Raw genomic sequence first — 14161 nt, forward strand, 5'->3', positions numbered from 1 at the left:
ATCTCATGAAATATGCTATTCTAATGAATGGTATTTTAGAAAATTTCATGAAAAGGAGTTAGATAGGTGTTCAAAAATTATGTTTTATCACTAAAAAAAGAATTTTCAGGTTATGATCTTTCAAGATTTCAGAAAGATCTTTTGGCTGGAATCACAGTAGCTGCTGTAGCATTGCCTTTAGCCTTGGCTTTTGGGGTATCAAGCGGAGCCGATGCGTCCGCAGGTTTGATTACGGCTATCATTGCCGGTATCGTTATTGGCGGTTTATCAGGCGGTTTTTATCAAATATCAGGTCCGACAGGCGCAATGGCAGCTATTCTAATGTCCATTGCGGCAACAAAGGGAATGCAAGGTGTGTTGCTTGCTACTTTTTTGGCAGGTCTATTTTTACTTGCAGCAGGACTTTTCCGATTAGGAACACTAACTTCTTTTATCCCAGCACCAGTAATCACAGGATTTACTTCAGGTATTGCTATTATTATTGCATTAGGTCAGATTGATAATTTGTTTGGTGTTCATTCGGAAGGTACAAATGTTATTGAAAAGCTAAGTAGTTATCAAACACTAGGTTTTCCAATAAACATAGCATCTTTGATTATGGGAGGACTAGTCATTTTAGGGATGTTCATCTATCCGAAAAAATGGGCGAAACGAATGCCTAGTTCGCTGTTGGCCATCATTTTAGCAACAGTAGTTACGCTACTGTGTCATTTACCAGTAGCCACTGTTGGTAACATCCCACAAACATTGATCAGCAGTAATCGCTTGGGCTTGGGAGATTTTAGCTTTTCTGCCTTGCAACAAGTAGCAGTTCCGGCTATTAGCATTGCTCTGTTAGGGATGATTGAGAGCTTATTATGTGGTGCTTCTGCTGGTCGAATGGCAAATAAATCATTAGACAGTAACCAAGAATTAGTGGCACAAGGGGTTGGAAATCTATTGCTTCCTTTTTTTGGCGGGATTCCTGCTACTGCAGCCATTGCTCGTACAAGTGTGGCCATCAAATCTGGCGCACAAACCAGATTAGCTGGCATGATACATGCAGTTGTCTTGTTGCTCTCCATGCTTGTTTTTGCGCCAGTGATGTCACAGATTCCGATGCCGGCACTTGCAGGCGTTTTGATCGTGACGGCTTGGCGTATGAATGAATGGAGAACGATTAAGGAGCTATTTGTTCATAAATATTGGTCAGCTATTCTATTGTTTGTTCTTACAATGATTTGTACAGTCATCTTTGATTTAAGTATTGCTATTGTAATTGGGATTATCGGCGGTTGTGTATTTTTTGTTGTAAAAAGTGCGGCTATCACGATTTCATTAGAAACAATCGATTGGCAAAGAATGGGGCTGCCAGAAACGGAAAAGCTGAATAATTGGACAGTAGTGTACATTAGCGGTCCGCTGTTTTTCATGTCTTCAGAGAAACTAAAAAATAAATTGGAAGAACTAAACCATCACGACGGTGTCATCTTCTCCATGCGTGGGGTACCAAGTATTGATTTGACGGCACGTGCAGTTTTTGATGAATTTCAAGAAAAAGCAGAACAGAGAGGACAAACGATTATTTATACTTCCTTGCAGCCAGAAGTAGAAAAACAGCTTTCTCACTTATGGGAATATACATCCACACATCAACATCAAACAGTTGCTCATGCGTTGACAGCATTGCATGCGAAATATACGGCAATGAGCCATTAAAACACTGAAAAAGAACAGACAAGACTGGAAACTAAAAATTTCACCGTCTTGTCTGTTCTTTTTAATCTTGTTGTAAAAGTGAAGCTAGTACTTGCCAATCTTGATGGATAACAGGTACAAGGGAACGATTGTAGAAAATAGCTGCTGGATGAAAAAGTGGAAGGATACGGTAGTTTTTTTCTGACCATTCGTAGGCATCTTTTTGTTCTGTTAGCTGTAAGACGGGACCTGTATAGAGTTGACCATGGTTTTTGGTAACTGTATATTCTTTACCAAGTAATCGTTGCAGGCCAATATTTCCAAGTGTCGCAATTAATTTTGGCTGGACTTCCATCAGTTCGTAATCCAGTATCGGTGCGTGTGCAAATACTTCGGATCGAGTAGGTGTACGATTTGGATAAACAGTTTCTGTCTGTTGTGTCCGTTTATTGATCCGATGAGTCACGCGATACGGGCGACTCCGTACAGCACTGGTGATATAAACCTCTTCTCGTGTTAAACCAGTGGAAGAAAGTGCCTGCATCAATTCTTTTCCAGCTTGTCCGCTAAAAGGGATGTGTGTATCAATCTCTGTTTTCCCTGGGGCTTCTCCTACAAGCATTAATTTAGGATGAAGAGGTCCTTGCCCAGCGACAAACCCTTCTACAGGACGGCCGTTCATCCTTAAAGAAGCCTCTTGTATCAATTCTGTTGGATATTCCATTTGTGCTCCTCCTTTTTCTTTTATTATAAGAAGAAAAGAAACGCAATGCGACTATTTTATTTGGCAGAAACGAAGAGGAAAGAAAAGCAGGAGCACGATTGTTTAAATCTTTATTTCATTTTTTGACTTTAAATTTAGTTGACGAACAGCGGCTATTCTGGTAAGCTAGTACTGTTGTAATTGTGGACTCCACAGCTACAACCGCTCAGAACAAGTAATAAGCACAGCAGATGCTGTCACTTCGGATGGCGAGTCTAAGTATATCAGAAGGAGGTGCTTTATAGCATGTACGCAATTATTAAAACTGGTGGTAAACAAGTAAAAGTTGAAGTTGGACAAGCAATCTATGTTGAAAAACTTGACGTTGAAGCAGGAGAAAAAGTTGTTTTTGACGAAGTTATCTTAGTAGGTGGCGAATCTACAAAAGTAGGCGCTCCAACTGTTGCAGGTGCAACTGTTGAAGGTACTGTTGAAAAACACGGCAAACAAAAGAAAGTCGTTACTTTCAAATACAAACCTAAAAAACATTCACACCGCAAACAAGGTCATCGTCAACCATATACAAAAGTGGTTATCGACGCGATCAACGCTTAATCAGCGTTTGAGAAAGAAGGCCTATATATGATCAAAGGAACATTTAAGCGAAATGACGCAGGTCAGATCGTTTCATTCACTTTGACCGGGCATGCTGATGCTGGTCCTTATGGAAGTGATATCGTTTGTGCAGGTGTTTCTGCGTTAGCGATCAGCACTGTCAACGGGATTGCCTCATTAGCCGGTTTTGAACCGATTGTTGAAATGAATGAAGAAGAAGGCGGTTATCTTTATACCGAAGTCACTTCAGGAATGACACAAGAACAAAACAATATTGCTGAGATTCTATTAGAAAATCTTTTATTAGGTTTACAATCAATAGAAGCTGAAAACTCAGAATATATCCAAATTAAAACAATCAATGATAAATAGGAGGTGCAGACCATGTTGTTATCTATGAATCTACAATTATTTGCCCACAAAAAAGGTGGCGGTTCTACATCTAACGGCCGTGACTCAGAATCAAAACGTCTAGGTGCTAAACGCGCTGATGGACAAACAGTTACAGGTGGATCAATTCTTTACCGTCAACGCGGTACAAAAATCTATCCAGGTGTAAACGTGGGTATCGGTGGAGACGACACTTTATTTGCAAAAGTTGATGGCGTAGTACGTTTCGAACGTAAAGGCCGTAACAAAAAACAAGTGTCTGTTTATCCAGTAGCTCAAGAAGCTTAATAAACAAACTGCTCTATCTCTTGTGTGGCAAGGGATGGAGCTTTTTTGTAAATTATGGGATTTTTTTTTGACCATACTTTTGACCATACTTTCTTAGAAGTTAATATAATTTGTTAGTTTTTGTGTTGTTTCTTCTTTTTTACTGTTAGTAATGTGTGTATATGTGTCCATAGTAGTTTTTATATTTGCGTGGCCCATTCTTTCTTGGACTTCTTTGTGATCTGCGCCTGCCTCATATAGCATTGATGCATGTGTATGTCTAAAACCATGTAGACCGATATAAGGTAAGCCGGCACGCTCGCGATATATATTGTATCTTTCTGCCACTGCTTGATTAATTGTGAAATTATTTTCGTCATTGGTAAACAAAAAATTAGCTTTGGTAAATCCTAATTGAAATAAGTACTTTCTTTGTTCGAGCTTCCAAAATTTTAGTTGCTTTATAGTTTTTTCATCCAAATAAATTATTCGATTTGATTTTTTTGTTTTAGGAGTTTCAGATATATAATATTTGTCTGAACGAGCTACAGTTTTTTTTATGGCCATTTCATTTGTTTTAAAATTAATATTGTCCCAAGTGAGTGCTAATATTTCGCCGATTCTACATCCGCTGAATGCTAATAGTCTAAAGAGCGTATAGTCTCTGTTTTTAAAATATGGATTCTGTTCTTGAGATACTTCATTTAGAAATAATTCCAACTGTTCTTTTGTATATAATTTTAATTTCTTTTCTGTTTTAATTTGTGGCTTTGGAATAATTAAATTTAATGTTGGATTATCAGATGTTAAACCAATATTTATAGCATACTTAAAAACTTTGTTCATATAGTTGATGAAAAGAGGGTATTGCTTTGAAGTTCCTTTTTCACTCCAATCATTTACTACCTTTTGACAATATGCCGTATTAATTTTAGAAAGCTTAATATTTCCAAATTTGGGATATATATGTTTGTTAAAGATTATATTAGTCCTTGAATATGAACTTTCTTTTACAGTTTTTTTATAGCTTTCTAGCCATAATTCTGCTGCTTCTTTGAAAGTAGTATTTGTACTTGTGGGAATTCCTGTTTTTTGTAATTCTAGTTCTAACCTAGAAAGTGCTGTTTTTGCTTCTTTTTGTGTTCTAAATCCTCTTTTAGTAGTATATTTTTTCTTTCCTGTTAACGGATCAATACCGAGATAAGTTTTAAAGTACCATGCTTTTTCGCCATTTTTCTTTTTATATTGTTTTATCATTGCCATCAATATTCCCCCTATTCAAATTCTAATTCTGCCATGCTATCATTGAAAAATTCGATCAGTCCTTGTTCCTCTATAAATTCAAGCCATATTTCCTTCCCGTTAATTAATGGAACTCCTTTTTCTTTACGAATTGTTTGATACAAGTTAGTCACGACTTGTTTCCACATTTCTAATACAGCTTTATCTATTTTCTTATCATCCCAGCGTTTTTTTGGGGGTCTATTTTTGTTTTTTTCAATTTGATAATTAGTAGCTTTGATGATAAATGTTTCGTATCCGGTTGTGTTTTTTTCTAACCATTCTTTGAATTCTGTATATATCATTTTTGTTCACCTTTCTATTTTTGAACGTATGTTCTTTTTTTGCTTAAAAAATTTTAGAGAGCTGCATAACAATAGATGCGAGCTTTTAATAATTCTTTCACAAGTGGTTCGAAGCGAACGCTTAAATTATTATCTTCTATAAATTTCATGTAATTGATATTGTGTGGTTCTAATTCAGACTTTGCAATATATCTATCTAATAATTTTTCAATCATGAAGCGATCAGCCTCATATTCCATTTTTGAATGGAGAGAGAATGCTAAGTTATATAAAAAATAATTATCATGATGTTTAGAAGCGTGTCCTAATTCATGTAATAAGGTTCTTTGTCTTCTATACTTAGATAAATTAGCTTTTATTACTATGGTATTCATACAAGCAACATAATGGCCATCGGCATCAAGGTTTTCACGCTCTTCTACCTTGACACCTAGCTCATTAAGCATCATTTCAATTTGACTGTCCAACCGACTCACCTACTTATATTTTTTTTCAATATACGCTTCTATTAATTCGGTAAGTATCTGCCTATCATTATCGGTGAGTGGTTTTCCGTCACTGCTCATTACAGATGCTAAAGCTTCTTCCACGGTTAGTTTTCTTTCCTCTGGTGCAACTCCTACGGTAGGATCGTCTGTGCGTCCTAGAAGATAATCTGTTGAAACGTTTAGAAAATCTGATACTTTTTCTACTTTGTCAATACTAGGATTACTTTTTTTCCAAGAATAAATTGCGTTTTCGCCTAGTTTTAGTTTAGAACCAACTTCTTTAACATTCATATTCTTTTTCCTTTTCGCTGTCTCTTTTATTCTATTGAATAGTAGTTCAGACATAATTAACCTCCGAAAAATAGAGCTTTACGAAAAAAGGTACAGGATTTGATTATTTTTTGTTGACAATGTATCATATCCAGTATATTATTATCTCGTAAGCTAATTTAATAAGCTAACAAGCAACAAGAAAGACACCTAATAAAATAAACAAATTCGAGGTCGGCAAACTTAGAATGTTAATTTATAGGTAATTTTGTGCTTATTTAACTATATTCAAATAGTACAGCATTCAATACTTGATGTCAATAAAAATTAGCTAATTTTATTAGCTTACAAATAATTGAGAGGGAGGAAGAAACGGATGTTCGGTAGATTTAATCAAAGAAGTAAGAAGGCTATCAAACGAAATGGCTACCTAAAATATTTAAAAAGGAAACACGATTACGCCAAATGCGCTTGGTGCAATCGTGTTATAAGAAAAAATTCAAATTATTGTTGTTGGTGTGGTAAGACTAATCTGGAAAAATAGATTTTTTAACAGATTCAGAAATTACATCAACTATCAAATTGTACATTCCGGTTTTAACAACTTGTCCCATCTTTGCAAAATAGATTTTAAATTTTGCTTCAGCGATAGGAGTTTTCGGAGTTTCGACTAACAAATCAGGGATAGATGCTTTTATCGCAATCTTCTCAGGTTCACTTAATTCGGTATCGAGCGCAATTAGCTCAGCTGCATTATCCAAAATTGTTTGTATCCAAGGGTGAGGCTTTCCGCATTTAGAACAATACGATGGTAAACTCGCTGTTCTTTTTCCGATATACATTATTTCCTCATTTTCATACCATCCGGGGATTGGAGCGTGACAATTTTGACATGTGGATATTACTTGTAAACCGCATTTAGAACAAAATTCGTCTGGATCGGACGGGGAAATGCTAGTGACACTCAACTGATGACCATTTAAGCATACTTTTTGGTACTTTTGTGCCATATATTTTCACTACCTTTAAATTAATTATTTCAGTAGACCACTTACTGATAAGAGAATTATATCAAAGAAAGGAATGAGCAAAAATGAACACACCGCAAATTTTTAATTTCGAACAAAACAATGAAAGGAAGTTAAATAATGGATAAAGAAAAAGCTATTTTAATCACTAATAAAATTGGAGAAAACGAAATGAGAGGTTTTGTTTCTGAGGTTTCAGATAAAGAAACTTCAAACGAAGAATCACTTGAATTTTATAACTCAACGTTCACCGGTCATGAACAACAACTAAGTCTTGCGGCAAGTCGTGTTTATTCCAAATTGGAAAAGATGTTTAAAAAAGAGGAAATCCACACGATTGCAGAAATCCTCGAAGTTTTGGCTAAAGCCCCATCTTTTTCAGTTGATTGATTGTTTCTTGAGCTGATGGTCTATTCTTCTTATCTTTTTCATTTAATTTTTTGTTCTTTGTTTGAGCATAAGAATATGCATTTTGATACAATTCAAATTTTTCTTGGACGGATAATTTTGAACCGGAAGATGATACAACAGCTAAAGCAAATTTTTCAGGATTGACAGGCATTACTATCCACCTCCTTATCAATTATTTCAGCCGACAACTGACTGATAAGGAAATTATACAACAGAAAGGAATCGAAAAAATGAACACACCACAAATTTTTAACTTCGAACAAAATGAAGTTCGAACAGTTTTAGTAAATGATGAACCGTATTTTGTAGGTAAAGATGTAGCTGGGATTCTTGGATATGAAAGAGCTGACAATGCTATCAGAAATCATGTTGATGAAGAGGATAAGCTGACGCACCAAATTAGTGCATCAGGTCAAAATCGTAATATGACAATCATCAACGAGTCAGGACTTTACAGTTTAATCTTAAAATCAAAACTTCCTTCTGCAAAAAAATTCAAACGATGGGTAACAAGTGAAGTCCTGCCAACAATTAGAAAACATGGAGGTTATCTAAGTCCAGAAAAAGTAGAAGAAGCTTTGCTTAATCCAGATACAATCATTCAATTAGCAACTAAATTGAAAGAAGAACGTACTGGAAGATTAATCGCAGAACAAAAGATTGCAGAATACGAACCCAAAATCTCATATTTAGATAGCATATTATCTTCTACAGATTCAGTAACAATTAGTCAGATTGCAGCAGATTATGGGATGTCTCCACAACAGATGAATAAACTACTTCATAAACTAGGTATCCAGAAGAAAGTAGGCAACCAATGGTTATTATGCAAGAAACATATGAGACAAGGATATACAAAATCTCATACAACTGAGATTCCGAAATCTGCTGGAGGAACAAAAGTTGTGATGAATACAAAATGGACTCAAAAAGGACGTTTGTTCATTTATGAGTCGCTAAAAAAAGAAGGATATATTCCAGAAATCGATTTATTAGAGGAGGAATGACAATGTCACAAGAATTTATTTTAAAAGTCAGAATTCAATTAGCAAAATACGGAAAGTCTCAGAACTGGTTAGCTGATACTATCGGAATTTCTAGACCATATATGTCGGATATTATGAATGGGCGTAGAAAACCAGATAAACAAATCAAGCCAATTGAGGCAGCACTAGCAGAGTTAGAGAAGGAGAAATAACATGCAAATAACAATTCCAGATAATTTAGTAGTTTCAGAATTAACTACACAGATTACGAATGCTGTGCTTAATTCGTTGGACGAACGATTGCGCCTTATGAACAAATCAGTGGAGCTTCCTCCATATCCAAACAAATCAGAGGTAAAAAAAGTTTTAGGCATTGGTGATGACAAATTAACACATTGGATAAACCTAGGTTTAAAAACACAGCAGTGGAGCAAGTTAGACATCAGAATTGAACGATCGGAGCTCCAAAGATTTTTGAAAGAAAACTTTGAGTTCTAAAGGCAAAGGAGAATGATTTTATGTCCTACACATTGCAACAAGAACATCAAATTCTCGGTTTGATTAAACAACGCAGGAAACAATTACAAGATGACCGTGCAGCGCTTAGAAAAGCCGATGAGCTATCAGATAGACAAGCTGAATTAATTGCTTCTGAACTTGAGGATTTGAGAATGCTAGAAATAAAAAATAGGGAGATTAGATTATGAAGAAGACAGACACACTTTTTATAGGATTCATTTTGGGGTTATTAGTGATTGTAGCGCACCAAAGTATTATCGGGGGAAGCTTGTTCGCAGCATTGATGGTTTTAATCAATCTGCTTGATTCAAAAGAAAGGAGCAACTATGGCACGAGAAGAAGCGCTAAAAATCGGTAAAGTGATTGCTGATAATTGGTGGGCAAATAGCCGTCCTATTATTTTAAGCAAGCAACATATCGAAAAGCAAAAAGCATGGAGGCTAAAAAAATGAACAAAAAACTGTTAGAACAAATTTTATTTGAACAAAAGAAAACAAATGAATTGCTCCAAGTTATCGCAAGTAACTCAGAGCAAAACCAATCCAATATTTCGTCGTACAGACCTGTCACTGTAGAAGAAAAATTTGATAATTGGGAATTATATGAAGACGAGTACAAAAATTAAAACGGCAAAGAGTCATCTTCTATATAAATGAGAGTATTTTCAGAATTATTATTGACTGGTGACATGTCTTCCCATCTAGTTTGCTTACGTCTTTTTCGTTCTGCTTCTTGCTCTAGTTTTTTCTGTTTCATAATAGCTAAGTTGTTTTTTTGAAAGGCTGACTCAGAAGCACCAAGAATAACTTGTCCGTATGAATAGTTATCGTGTTCACTATTTTGAACGATAGACAGGATTCGCCAGCCATCTTTTAATAACTCATTTATTACTTTCTTATCTTTGTCATGGGTACTAAAAGTTTCGATATGAAATACATCATCATACATGTAACTTTCCCTCTTTCTCTAAAATTATCAGTTTGTTTACTTCTAAAGTATATCAAAAAAGGGGAAATATATTAATGCGAGAATTGACCATATTAAAAAAAGACACGATCGCCAGCAAGCAAAATCGTGTCCAAAAACAAATCATAACTAAGGAGATTTTAACATATGGAAAATGAACTTTCCACTCTAGATCAATATTTGACTGATCCTAGTTGGGGCAAATCGAATATCAAGGAAACAAATAATCGAAAAATAAGACGAAATCTTTTGACGAACGAAGAACTAGCATGTGATCAAGATGATTTGGGGAATTTTGTGAGTATTTGGGATCATGTCTATCTTATTCATCTATCGAAGCGGTCCAGAAAACCTGAATACATCTATGTCATCGAAGATGGCTTGATTGATGCACTAGAAGAGTACGACAGAGATAACTTGATTGATATCTCTTATTACGGACCAGGTAAGAAATACATTGCTGAAATGGAGGCAGAATTTGATGAGTGAAAAGGAACAACCTTTGAAAAATAGAAGTGATAATACGCTTTTTAATAGCTTATACAAAATAAATGTGAAAGGTGTTACTGAAAAACGAAATAACCTCACTTATCTTTCGTGGGCATGGGCTTGGGCAGAAGTTAGCAAAGTGTGTGAGGCAGTAGATTATGAAATCTATCATGATCCAGAAACACATCTGCCGTATATCTTTGATAAGAAAACAGGTTACATGGTTTTTACCAATATCACAGTTAATGGTATCAAACGTGAAATGTGGTTACCTGTCATGGATAGTTCGAATAAGGCGATGAAAGATGAACCATACACATACAAAGTCAAAGAATATAAAGATAAAAATTGGACAGGAAACTATATTGATCGTACTTGTGAAGCAGCAACTATGTTTGATATCAACAAAACAATCATGCGTTGTCTTGTAAAAAATCTAGCAATGTTCGGGCTAGGGTTATATATCTTTGCGGGTGAAGATATGCCAGAAGATGTTTCGATGCTTGAACCAGCTAGCGAAAGAAGCAAAAAGCTATTCTTGGATGCTTTACAACTGGTTGCTAACAAGTACGAAAAATCAATTGATGAAGCAATTGTTGCATTGACTGATGCGGCTTCTATAACCGCTGATGACAGTAAATGGACCAAGAGAGACTTGGGCATTCTAAAACGAGGCGTTAATTGGCTTGAAGATCAGTACAGAGACGAAACAAAAGAGAAGTGATATGAGTGTTTAAACCATTAATCGATTCATATTCAGCGGTTCTGAAAAAATTCAAAGGAAAAGACATAGGCGCAACCATCAATGAAGAAGTGAACATCGAACGTTTGAAGACGATGTACGACGGATATGATGGCGATCGAGTCATTGAAATTCGTTTTATTGATCCTAGACGTTTCACAGTACAGCAACGAAACTTCATCTATGCACTCATAGGCGATATTTTCATCGATACAGGCATGCCAACGGACTTCTGGAAGGAATTCTTCTACTTCCGTTTTGAAGGCGTCACAGGGCGCAAAATAAGCCTGAAAGATGAATCGAATACAACTGTGAGTGATGCTAATGTCTTAGCAAATATTATCCTAGATTTCATCTTTGAACATCATATTCCTTTCAAAGAAGGCTATGAGATTTTACCAGCGAATCAAGAATATTACTTCTACAAATGCATTACAAAAAGAGTTTGTTGCATCTGTGGCAAAACAGGAGCTGACATCGATCACTTTGACAAAGCTTTAGGAAGACGAAAGCGCAAAGAAGTTGATCATTCAGAGTACACATTTGCAGCACTCTGCAGAATCCATCACACGGAGAAGCACAAAATAGGTGTGATCAATTTTAAAAATAAATATCAAATCAAAGGGATTAAGTTAAACCGAGAGACAATCAAAAAACTTAATATAGGTGGCTAAAGTGAGCAGACGTTACGATATTGAATCTCATTTGGAAGAATTAAACAAAACCGAAAGACGATTGCACGAAGAAATCAACGCCCTAGAGAGCGAAATAGATTCTCTGCAAGGCGAGTTAGAAGATTTAGAGTCAAGCTATTGGGATATTCAACAAGAGATAGATGATTTTGAATTTGAATTAAATAGCTTATCAGATGGTGACGATGATGAAGAATATATAGCTGAAAAGTGGTTAAACCAGAAAGAAAGTTTGTTTGATAATTTTGATTTAATCGAGGGAAATAATGATGATTAGTTTAAAAACAGCAGCATTTGAACGAGCATGGCGCACTAAGTATAACAAAATGAGTCCAAGAGACAAATTGTTCTTAGAAATCATGACATTTGCTTTCATCGGTACACAAGCTGAACAAAGCGATATTAGTGTCGAAAAAATTAAGACCAATAGATTAGTTAATGGAATTACAGAGACTTGTTACCAGTACACGATTACTGTCGCGGATGAGGAGGGATAATTTTGACAGAACATCGAAGTTATTACGCCATCATACCTGCAAATGTTAGATATGACGATTCTTTGATACCTAGTGCAAAACTTCTTTATGGGGAAATCACAGCTCTATGTAATGAGAAAGGTTATTGCTGGGCTAGCAATGAGTACTTTGCCAATCAATATAAAGTAAGCAAACCAACCATTCAGAATTGGCTAAAGTCACTTGAAGAAAAGGGCTATATCTATAGAGAAGTTAAGTACAAAGAGGGTAGTAAAGAAATCGAGGCTAGGTATATAAGAATTCTTGGTGGGGGTCACCAAGAAAATTTGGTGGGGGGTCACCAAGAAATCTATCAAGATAATAATACATCTATTAATAATACATTTAATAATACAAAAGAATATATAAGAGAGTTACCGCCTTCGAAAAAATCGAAGGCTAAGCCCATCCGTCATAAATACGGAGAGTATAAAAATGTGCTTTTGTCAGATGAGCAGATGGAGAAACTCAAAACAGAATTCCCTAATGACTACCAAGAGCGAATCGAACGACTGTCAGAGTATTGTGAATCATCTGGTAAGACTTATAAAAACTATTTGGCAACTATTCGAAGTTGGGCAAGGAAAGAAAAAAGTGAACCTAAGAACGCAAGCAGTGGATACAAGCGCACAGGAAGACGAGAGAAGCTTCCTGAATGGGCAATCGACCAAGAAGCCTATCTCAAGAAAAAAGCGCTAGAACGAGCTAATAGACAATCAAAAGCACCATTTTAAGAGGTGGAAAATTGAAAATCGATTATCTAGAACTAATTAATGAAATATCGAACTATAAAAAGGGCGAGGAAATAGACATCCTGAGAGACGTGTATGAACAGCTTGAAGAAGCTGGAATTGAAGGGATTAAGAATGATCGTTCGAGTTGGAGTAAACTCAGATACTATTTCGCACTCTATATCGATACAACACAATTAAGAAATTTAGCATATACCAAATTACTATTTGTTGATTGTGTTAAAGGCTTGCAAAAACATCTTAATGAACTCGAGCAGGTGTAATCAGATGGACCTAAAGACATTTACAGCACAGATCGAATTAATGCATCAAGAAGCTTTAAGACAAAGTGTGTCGTACGAAGACAAGTGGCTCAACACGTTTCATGGCGGACGTGAGAGCGCACTTGATCAAGTACTCAAATTATTGAAAGGAGAATGTCAGGATGGATAAGAAAGCAGCAATGAAACGAATCATCGAACTGACACATTCTGAGAATTGGCAAGAAGACAAAGAAACTGCTTCGGAAGTAAAGAGGCTCGGAAGAGCGATGTGGGCTGACAAAACTAGAGGCGGGAAAAAGCCTCGTCAAATTGCAATTTGGCACGGTGACAAACTTCTAGTGACAGGAACAGCTGAACAGTTAGCAAGTTTAACAGGCTTGCACGAGAAAATCGTGAGGAAAAGAGCTAGGTGTGGATACACAGACGTTAAGAAGAGAACGTTTAGATACGTGGAGGAAGAAATATGCTAGACATGAAAATCGAAGATTATCGAATTACCAGTGATTCTAGAAATATTGTCTTATCGAAGGTAAGACGAGACGAAGAGGGAAACATCCGCTACACAGAAGCAAAAGAAGAATCACGAGCAGATATCGGATACTTCCAAACTGTCTCATCGTGTTTGAAGGCGATACAACGCGATTACGTGTTAAGTGAAGAAAGAACGATAAAAAGTATTATCGAGTACAAAAAAGCGTTAGAAAACATCACTAGACAGTTTGAACAGGCATGTGAGATTGAGGAGGAGAAATAATGGACGAAGAAATGTTAAAAGAAGAGCTAGAAGAACACTTTACTAATC

30 protein-coding genes and 1 other annotated feature are annotated in these 14161 nt (G+C 36.0%); of the genes, 22 read left to right on the forward strand and 8 right to left on the reverse strand.

Going from position 1 to position 14161, the window contains the following annotated elements; translation table 11 throughout:
• The first annotated feature begins 66 nt into the window (after positions 1–66).
• Positions 67–1698, forward strand: coding sequence for a SulP family inorganic anion transporter (locus A5816_RS14125; protein ID WP_002372724.1), 1632 nt, complete (start codon positions 67–69; stop codon positions 1696–1698).
• A 61-nt stretch (positions 1699–1759) separates the two neighbouring features.
• On the opposite strand, the gene A5816_RS14130 is transcribed toward A5816_RS14125, so the two are convergent.
• Complete coding sequence (locus A5816_RS14130) at positions 1760–2401, reverse strand: uracil-DNA glycosylase (protein ID WP_002315417.1); 642 nt, start codon at positions 2399–2401, stop codon at positions 1760–1762.
• A 189-nt stretch (positions 2402–2590) separates the two neighbouring features.
• Positions 2591–2667 (forward strand) — a sequence feature (ribosomal protein L21 leader region).
• 19 nt (positions 2668–2686) lie between these two features.
• Between A5816_RS14130 and rplU the strand changes: the two genes are divergently transcribed.
• The 3 genes from rplU to rpmA are packed head-to-tail and all read left to right on the forward strand — an operon-like array spanning position 2687 to position 3673.
• Positions 2687–2995, forward strand: a complete 309-nt coding sequence (rplU, locus tag A5816_RS14135) for a 50S ribosomal protein L21 (RefSeq protein WP_002289450.1) — start codon at positions 2687–2689, stop codon at positions 2993–2995.
• A gap of 27 nt (positions 2996–3022) precedes the next feature.
• Positions 3023–3367, forward strand: coding sequence for a ribosomal-processing cysteine protease Prp (locus A5816_RS14140; RefSeq protein WP_002289451.1), 345 nt, complete (start codon positions 3023–3025; stop codon positions 3365–3367).
• A gap of 12 nt (positions 3368–3379) precedes the next feature.
• A complete protein-coding gene (rpmA, locus tag A5816_RS14145; RefSeq protein ID WP_002289452.1) occupies positions 3380–3673 on the forward strand; it encodes a 50S ribosomal protein L27 in 294 nt (97 codons plus the stop codon).
• A gap of 93 nt (positions 3674–3766) precedes the next feature.
• Here rpmA and A5816_RS14150 read toward each other — a convergent pair whose 3' ends face one another.
• The 5 genes from A5816_RS14150 to A5816_RS14170 all read right to left on the reverse strand — a co-directional run bounded on the left by A5816_RS14150 (position 3767) and on the right by A5816_RS14170 (position 7006).
• On the reverse strand, positions 3767–4915 hold the full coding sequence (locus A5816_RS14150) for a site-specific integrase (RefSeq protein WP_086311560.1): 1149 nt from the start codon (positions 4913–4915) through the stop codon (positions 3767–3769).
• An 11-nt stretch (positions 4916–4926) separates the two neighbouring features.
• Entirely contained in the window at positions 4927–5238 is a 312-nt protein-coding gene (locus A5816_RS14155) for a hypothetical protein (protein ID WP_002372718.1), read from the reverse strand.
• A gap of 53 nt (positions 5239–5291) precedes the next feature.
• Positions 5292–5687 carry an ImmA/IrrE family metallo-endopeptidase gene (locus A5816_RS14160; protein ID WP_033630947.1) on the reverse strand — a complete coding sequence of 132 codons (396 nt, stop codon included), beginning with the start codon at positions 5685–5687 and terminating at the stop codon, positions 5292–5294.
• A gap of 27 nt (positions 5688–5714) precedes the next feature.
• Complete coding sequence (locus A5816_RS14165; protein WP_086311561.1) at positions 5715–6071, reverse strand: helix-turn-helix domain-containing protein; 357 nt, start codon at positions 6069–6071, stop codon at positions 5715–5717.
• 452 nt (positions 6072–6523) lie between these two features.
• Positions 6524–7006: a DUF2321 domain-containing protein gene (locus A5816_RS14170; RefSeq protein WP_086311562.1), complete on the reverse strand. Its 483-nt coding sequence runs from the start codon at positions 7004–7006 to the stop codon at positions 6524–6526.
• A 138-nt stretch (positions 7007–7144) separates the two neighbouring features.
• Between A5816_RS14170 and A5816_RS14175 the strand changes: the two genes are divergently transcribed.
• Entirely contained in the window at positions 7145–7414 is a 270-nt protein-coding gene (locus tag A5816_RS14175; protein WP_086311563.1) for a hypothetical protein, read from the forward strand.
• On the opposite strand, the gene A5816_RS14180 is transcribed toward A5816_RS14175, so the two are convergent.
• On the reverse strand, positions 7386–7586 hold the full coding sequence (locus A5816_RS14180; RefSeq protein WP_086311564.1) for a hypothetical protein: 201 nt from the start codon (positions 7584–7586) through the stop codon (positions 7386–7388). The genes A5816_RS14175 and A5816_RS14180 overlap by 29 nt on opposite strands.
• Before the next feature lie 79 nt (positions 7587–7665).
• Here A5816_RS14180 and A5816_RS14185 point away from each other — a divergent pair, with 79 nt between their 5' ends.
• From A5816_RS14185 to A5816_RS16355, 7 genes are read left to right on the forward strand one after another with little or no spacing between them, the layout of a single operon-like run.
• Complete coding sequence (locus A5816_RS14185; RefSeq protein WP_086311565.1) at positions 7666–8442, forward strand: phage antirepressor KilAC domain-containing protein; 777 nt, start codon at positions 7666–7668, stop codon at positions 8440–8442.
• A 2-nt stretch (positions 8443–8444) separates the two neighbouring features.
• Positions 8445–8633: a helix-turn-helix transcriptional regulator gene (locus A5816_RS14190; protein WP_010729259.1), complete on the forward strand. Its 189-nt coding sequence runs from the start codon at positions 8445–8447 to the stop codon at positions 8631–8633.
• 1 nt (position 8634) lies between these two features.
• Entirely contained in the window at positions 8635–8919 is a 285-nt protein-coding gene (locus tag A5816_RS14195) for a hypothetical protein (protein ID WP_002343410.1), read from the forward strand.
• A 20-nt stretch (positions 8920–8939) separates the two neighbouring features.
• Complete coding sequence (locus A5816_RS14200) at positions 8940–9128, forward strand: hypothetical protein (RefSeq protein ID WP_002311421.1); 189 nt, start codon at positions 8940–8942, stop codon at positions 9126–9128.
• Positions 9125–9298, forward strand: coding sequence for a hypothetical protein (locus A5816_RS16350; protein WP_002301528.1), 174 nt, complete (start codon positions 9125–9127; stop codon positions 9296–9298). Before A5816_RS14200 ends, A5816_RS16350 begins: the two co-directional genes overlap by 4 nt.
• On the forward strand, positions 9267–9392 hold the full coding sequence (locus A5816_RS16580; protein ID WP_256926094.1) for a hypothetical protein: 126 nt from the start codon (positions 9267–9269) through the stop codon (positions 9390–9392). Before A5816_RS16350 ends, A5816_RS16580 begins: the two co-directional genes overlap by 32 nt.
• On the forward strand, positions 9389–9565 hold the full coding sequence (locus tag A5816_RS16355; RefSeq protein ID WP_179189704.1) for a hypothetical protein: 177 nt from the start codon (positions 9389–9391) through the stop codon (positions 9563–9565). Before A5816_RS16580 ends, A5816_RS16355 begins: the two co-directional genes overlap by 4 nt.
• On the opposite strand, the gene A5816_RS14205 is transcribed toward A5816_RS16355, so the two are convergent.
• Positions 9562–9888, reverse strand: a complete 327-nt coding sequence (locus A5816_RS14205; RefSeq protein ID WP_086311107.1) for a hypothetical protein — start codon at positions 9886–9888, stop codon at positions 9562–9564. The genes A5816_RS16355 and A5816_RS14205 overlap by 4 nt on opposite strands.
• Positions 9889–10053: 165 nt before the next feature.
• Here A5816_RS14205 and A5816_RS14210 point away from each other — a divergent pair, with 165 nt between their 5' ends.
• The 10 genes from A5816_RS14210 to A5816_RS14250 are packed head-to-tail and all read left to right on the forward strand — an operon-like array spanning position 10054 to position 14113.
• Complete coding sequence (locus A5816_RS14210) at positions 10054–10395, forward strand: hypothetical protein (RefSeq protein ID WP_081115350.1); 342 nt, start codon at positions 10054–10056, stop codon at positions 10393–10395.
• The gene (locus A5816_RS14215) at positions 10388–11119 is read left to right on the forward strand and encodes a DUF1071 domain-containing protein (RefSeq protein WP_086311566.1); all 732 of its coding nucleotides are present in this window, start codon (positions 10388–10390) and stop codon (positions 11117–11119) included. The genes A5816_RS14210 and A5816_RS14215 overlap by 8 nt, the downstream gene beginning before the upstream one ends.
• A 5-nt stretch (positions 11120–11124) precedes the next feature.
• Positions 11125–11811, forward strand: coding sequence for a putative HNHc nuclease (locus tag A5816_RS14220; RefSeq protein WP_086311106.1), 687 nt, complete (start codon positions 11125–11127; stop codon positions 11809–11811).
• A gap of 1 nt (position 11812) precedes the next feature.
• Entirely contained in the window at positions 11813–12106 is a 294-nt protein-coding gene (locus A5816_RS14225; protein WP_086311105.1) for a hypothetical protein, read from the forward strand.
• Complete coding sequence (locus A5816_RS14230) at positions 12099–12326, forward strand: hypothetical protein (protein ID WP_086311104.1); 228 nt, start codon at positions 12099–12101, stop codon at positions 12324–12326. The genes A5816_RS14225 and A5816_RS14230 overlap by 8 nt, the downstream gene beginning before the upstream one ends.
• A 2-nt stretch (positions 12327–12328) precedes the next feature.
• The gene (locus tag A5816_RS14235) at positions 12329–13078 is read left to right on the forward strand and encodes a helix-turn-helix domain-containing protein (RefSeq protein ID WP_086311103.1); all 750 of its coding nucleotides are present in this window, start codon (positions 12329–12331) and stop codon (positions 13076–13078) included.
• A gap of 11 nt (positions 13079–13089) precedes the next feature.
• Positions 13090–13359: a hypothetical protein gene (locus A5816_RS14240; protein ID WP_002372698.1), complete on the forward strand. Its 270-nt coding sequence runs from the start codon at positions 13090–13092 to the stop codon at positions 13357–13359.
• A 4-nt stretch (positions 13360–13363) separates the two neighbouring features.
• Complete coding sequence (locus tag A5816_RS16360; protein ID WP_179189703.1) at positions 13364–13528, forward strand: hypothetical protein; 165 nt, start codon at positions 13364–13366, stop codon at positions 13526–13528.
• Positions 13521–13829: a hypothetical protein gene (locus A5816_RS14245; RefSeq protein WP_086311102.1), complete on the forward strand. Its 309-nt coding sequence runs from the start codon at positions 13521–13523 to the stop codon at positions 13827–13829. The genes A5816_RS16360 and A5816_RS14245 overlap by 8 nt, the downstream gene beginning before the upstream one ends.
• Positions 13823–14113: a hypothetical protein gene (locus A5816_RS14250; protein ID WP_002311437.1), complete on the forward strand. Its 291-nt coding sequence runs from the start codon at positions 13823–13825 to the stop codon at positions 14111–14113. Before A5816_RS14245 ends, A5816_RS14250 begins: the two co-directional genes overlap by 7 nt.
• Positions 14114–14161: the final 48 nt, after the last annotated feature.

The organism is Enterococcus sp. 3G1_DIV0629, assembly GCF_002141285.1.
Taxonomy (GTDB): domain Bacteria; phylum Bacillota; class Bacilli; order Lactobacillales; family Enterococcaceae; genus Enterococcus_B; species Enterococcus_B lactis.

Bases quoted from the DNA above. Each gene is read 5' to 3' on its own strand.
- A5816_RS14130 (WP_002315417.1), bottom strand. From the start codon at position 2,401: ATGGAATATCCAACAGAATTGATACAAGAGGCTTCTTTAAGGATGAAC.
- rplU (WP_002289450.1), top strand. From the start codon at position 2,687: ATGTACGCAATTATTAAAACTGGTGGTAAACAAGTAAAAGTTGAAGTT.
- A5816_RS14140 (WP_002289451.1), top strand. From the start codon at position 3,023: ATGATCAAAGGAACATTTAAGCGAAATGACGCAGGTCAGATCGTTTCA.
- rpmA (WP_002289452.1), top strand. From the start codon at position 3,380: ATGTTGTTATCTATGAATCTACAATTATTTGCCCACAAAAAAGGTGGC.
- A5816_RS14150 (WP_086311560.1), bottom strand. From the start codon at position 4,915: ATGGCAATGATAAAACAATATAAAAAGAAAAATGGCGAAAAAGCATGG.
- A5816_RS14155 (WP_002372718.1), bottom strand. From the start codon at position 5,238: ATGATATATACAGAATTCAAAGAATGGTTAGAAAAAAACACAACCGGA.
- A5816_RS14160 (WP_033630947.1), bottom strand. From the start codon at position 5,687: ATGATGCTTAATGAGCTAGGTGTCAAGGTAGAAGAGCGTGAAAACCTT.
- A5816_RS14165 (WP_086311561.1), bottom strand. From the start codon at position 6,071: ATGTCTGAACTACTATTCAATAGAATAAAAGAGACAGCGAAAAGGAAA.
- A5816_RS14170 (WP_086311562.1), bottom strand. From the start codon at position 7,006: ATGGCACAAAAGTACCAAAAAGTATGCTTAAATGGTCATCAGTTGAGT.
- A5816_RS14175 (WP_086311563.1), top strand. From the start codon at position 7,145: ATGGATAAAGAAAAAGCTATTTTAATCACTAATAAAATTGGAGAAAAC.
- A5816_RS14180 (WP_086311564.1), bottom strand. From the start codon at position 7,586: ATGCCTGTCAATCCTGAAAAATTTGCTTTAGCTGTTGTATCATCTTCC.
- A5816_RS14185 (WP_086311565.1), top strand. From the start codon at position 7,666: ATGAACACACCACAAATTTTTAACTTCGAACAAAATGAAGTTCGAACA.
- A5816_RS14190 (WP_010729259.1), top strand. From the start codon at position 8,445: ATGTCACAAGAATTTATTTTAAAAGTCAGAATTCAATTAGCAAAATAC.
- A5816_RS14195 (WP_002343410.1), top strand. From the start codon at position 8,635: ATGCAAATAACAATTCCAGATAATTTAGTAGTTTCAGAATTAACTACA.
- A5816_RS14200 (WP_002311421.1), top strand. From the start codon at position 8,940: ATGTCCTACACATTGCAACAAGAACATCAAATTCTCGGTTTGATTAAA.
- A5816_RS16350 (WP_002301528.1), top strand. From the start codon at position 9,125: ATGAAGAAGACAGACACACTTTTTATAGGATTCATTTTGGGGTTATTA.
- A5816_RS16580 (WP_256926094.1), top strand. From the start codon at position 9,267: ATGGCACGAGAAGAAGCGCTAAAAATCGGTAAAGTGATTGCTGATAAT.
- A5816_RS16355 (WP_179189704.1), top strand. From the start codon at position 9,389: ATGAACAAAAAACTGTTAGAACAAATTTTATTTGAACAAAAGAAAACA.
- A5816_RS14205 (WP_086311107.1), bottom strand. From the start codon at position 9,888: ATGTATGATGATGTATTTCATATCGAAACTTTTAGTACCCATGACAAA.
- A5816_RS14210 (WP_081115350.1), top strand. From the start codon at position 10,054: ATGGAAAATGAACTTTCCACTCTAGATCAATATTTGACTGATCCTAGT.
- A5816_RS14215 (WP_086311566.1), top strand. From the start codon at position 10,388: ATGAGTGAAAAGGAACAACCTTTGAAAAATAGAAGTGATAATACGCTT.
- A5816_RS14230 (WP_086311104.1), top strand. From the start codon at position 12,099: ATGATTAGTTTAAAAACAGCAGCATTTGAACGAGCATGGCGCACTAAG.
- A5816_RS16360 (WP_179189703.1), top strand. From the start codon at position 13,364: ATGGACCTAAAGACATTTACAGCACAGATCGAATTAATGCATCAAGAA.
- A5816_RS14245 (WP_086311102.1), top strand. From the start codon at position 13,521: ATGGATAAGAAAGCAGCAATGAAACGAATCATCGAACTGACACATTCT.
- A5816_RS14250 (WP_002311437.1), top strand. From the start codon at position 13,823: ATGCTAGACATGAAAATCGAAGATTATCGAATTACCAGTGATTCTAGA.